Annotated in this window: 1 rRNA gene; it reads left to right on the forward strand. The window is 58.0% G+C overall.

The annotated features are described in order from the left end of the window. The first annotated feature begins 80 nt into the window (after positions 1-80). A 23S ribosomal RNA gene (locus Mth01_RS29055) occupies positions 81-3,191 on the forward strand. Positions 3,192-3,239: the final 48 nt, after the last annotated feature.

The raw sequence follows: 3,239 nt of genomic DNA on the forward strand, positions 1-3,239 counted from the left end.
TTTCGGGTGTTTGGTGGTGGGGTGGGCTGGTTGTTCTGTTTGTTGTTTGTGAATTGCATAGTGGACGCGAGCATCTTTGTGGCCAAGTTGTTTAGGGCACACGGTGGATGCCTTGGCATCAGGAGCCGATGAAGGACGTGGGAGGCTGCGTTAAGCCTCGGGGAGTCGCCAACCTGACGTTGATCCGGGGATGTCCGAATGGGGAAACCTAGCACCAGTCATGTGGTGTTGCCGCCGTCTGAATGTATAGGGCGGTTGGTGGTGACGCGGGGAAGTGAAACATCTCAGTACCCGTAGGAGAAGAAAACAATAGTGATTCCGTGAGTAGTGGTGAGCGAAAGCGGAGGAGGCTAAACCGTGCGCGTGTGATAGCCGGCGGGTGTTGCGTGTGCGGGGTTGTGGGAGTCCCTGGAGGAGGCCGCTGTCTCCTCAAGCAGTGATAAATCGGTGTGGTAGTCGAACGTTCTGGGAAGGGCGGCCGGAGACCGTGAGAGCCGGGTAGGTGAAACTGCATCGACTGCTGGGGGTTGTCCCGAGTAGCACGGGGCTCGAGGAATCCTGTGTGAATCTGCCAGGACCACCTGGTAAGCCTGAATACTTCCTGATGACCGATAGTGAACGAGTACCGTGAGGGAAAGGTGAAAAGCGCCCCGGTGAGGGGTCGTGAAATAGTACCTGAAACCGTGTGCCTACAAGCCGTGGGAGCGTAGGCCGGAGCTTTGGTTCTGGTCTGTGATGTGACTGCGTGCCTTTTGAAGAATGAGCCTGCGAGTCGTGGTGTGTGGCGAGGTTAACCCGGGTGGGGGAGCCGTAGCGAAAGCGAGTCTGAATAGGGCGTTTGAGTCGCATGCTGTGGACCCGAAGCGGGGTGATCTACGCATGGGCAGGGTGAAGCTCAGGTAAGACTGGGTGGAGGCCCGAACCCACCAGGGTTGAAAACCTGGGGGATGATCTGTGTGTAGGGGTGAAAGGCCAATCAAACTCCGTGATAGCTGGTTCTCCCCGAAATGCATTTAGGTGCAGCGTTGCGTGGTGCTTGCCGGAGGTAGGGCTCTGGTTGGCTGATGGGCCCGACAAGGTTACTGACGTCAGCCAAACTTCGAATGCCGGTAAGTTGAGCGTGGCAGTGAGACTGCGGGGGATAAGCTCCGTGGTCGAGAGGGAAACAGCCCAGATCGTCGACTAAGGCCCCTAAGCGTGTGCTGAGTGGGAAAGGATGTGGAGTCGCAGTGACAACCAGGAGGTTGGCTTAGAAGCAGCCATCCTTGAAAGAGTGCGTAATAGCTCACTGGTCAAGTGATTTCGCGCCGATAATGTAGCGGGGCTCAAGCATACCGCCGAAGTCGCGGCACCTGCGCCTTTGTGGTGTGGGTGGGTAGGGGAGCGTCGTACACGCCGGTGAAGCTGCCGAGTGATCGTGTGGTGGAGGGTGTGCGAGTGAGAATGCAGGCATGAGTAGCGAGTCAGAAGTGAGAAACTTCTGCGCCGGATGACCAAGGGTTCCTGGGGCAGGTTGATCCGCCCAGGGTTAGTCGGGGCCTAAGGCGAGGCCGACAGGCGTAGTCGATGGATGACGGGTTGATATTCCCGTACCCGCTGTGGTGCGCCCATACTGAACCTGGTGATACTAAGAGTCCTTAGCCCCCTGTTGCCTTCGGGTGGCGGGTGAGGGTGAACGCTCGGCCTGATCTGGTAGTAGGTAAGCGATGGGGTGACGCAGGAAGGTAGCCCATCCCGGGCGGTGGTTGTCCCGGGGTAAGCATGTAGGGCGAGGGGTAGGTAAATCCGCTCCTCATGTGCCTGAGGTGTGATGCCGAGCCGATTGTGGTGAAGTGGGTGATCCTATGCTGCCGAGAAAAGCCTCTAGTGAGTGCCGTGGCGGCCCGTACCCTAAACCGACTCAGGTGGTCAGGTAGAGAATACCGAGGCGGTCGGGTGAACTGTGGTTAAGGAACTCGGCAAATTGCCCCCGTAACTTCGGGAGAAGGGGGGCCTCTGCTGGTGATCGACCGTGCGTTGTGAGCTGGTGGGGGTCGCAGTGGCCAGGGGGAAGCGACTGTTTACTAAAAACACAGGTCCGTGCGAAGTCGTAAGACGATGTATACGGACTGACGCCTGCCCGGTGCCGGAACGTTAAGGGGACCGCTTAGCCTGCCCTTGTGGTGGGCGAAGGTGAGAACTTAAGCGCCGGTAAACGGCGGTGGTAACTATAACCATCCTAAGGTAGCGAAATTCCTTGTCGGGTAAGTTCCGACCTGCACGAATGGCGTAACGACTTCCCCGCTGTCTCAACCACAGGCCCGGTGAAATTGCAGTACGAGTAAAGATGCTCGTTTCGCGCAGCAGGACGGAAAGACCCCGGGACCTTCACTGCAGCTTGACATTGGTGTTTGGGGCGGCTTGTGTAGGATAGGTGGGAGACGGTGAAGCGGTGACGCTAGTCATTGTGGAGTCATTGGTGAAATACCACTCTGGTCGTTTTGGATGTCTAACCCGCGCCCGTGGATCCGGGTGGGGGACAGTGTCTGGTGGGTAGTTTAACTGGGGCGGTTGCCTCCTAAAGGGTAACGGAGGCGCCCAAAGGTTCCCTCAGCCTGGTTGGTAATCAGGTGGTGAGTGTAAGTGCACAAGGGGGCTTGACTGTGAGACTGACGGGTCGAGCAGGAGCGAAAGCTGGGACTAGTGATCCGGCGCCGGCGTGTGGAAGCGGTGTCGCTCAACGGCTAAAAGGTACCCCGGGGATAACAGGCTGATCTTCCCCAAGAGTCCATATCGACGGGATGGTTTGGCACCTCGATGTCGGCTCGTCGCATCCTGGGGCTGGAGTAGGTCCCAAGGGTTGGGCTGTTCGCCCATTAAAGCGGTACGCGAGCTGGGTTTAGAACGTCGCGAGACAGTTCGGTCCCTATCCGCTGCGCGCGCAGGAGACTTGCGAGGGGCTGTCCCTAGTACGAGAGGACCGGGACGGACGAACCTCTGGTGTGCCAGTTGTTCCGCCAGGAGCATGGCTGGTTGGCTACGTTCGGTAGGGATAACCGCTGAAAGCATCTAAGCGGGAAGCTTGCCTTTAGATGAGGTCTCCCACCCGTGAGGGTTAAGGCCCCCTAGAGATGATGGGGTTGATAGGCTGGGAGTGGAAGCGCGGTAACGTGTGGAGCTGACCGGTACTAATAGGCCGAGGACTTGACCACAAGGCTTTTTTGCTTGCGTCCACTGTGTGATTTTCGAACAGCAACCAG

Source organism: Sphaerimonospora thailandensis (assembly GCF_016863115.1).
Taxonomy (GTDB): domain Bacteria; phylum Actinomycetota; class Actinomycetes; order Streptosporangiales; family Streptosporangiaceae; genus Sphaerimonospora; species Sphaerimonospora cavernae.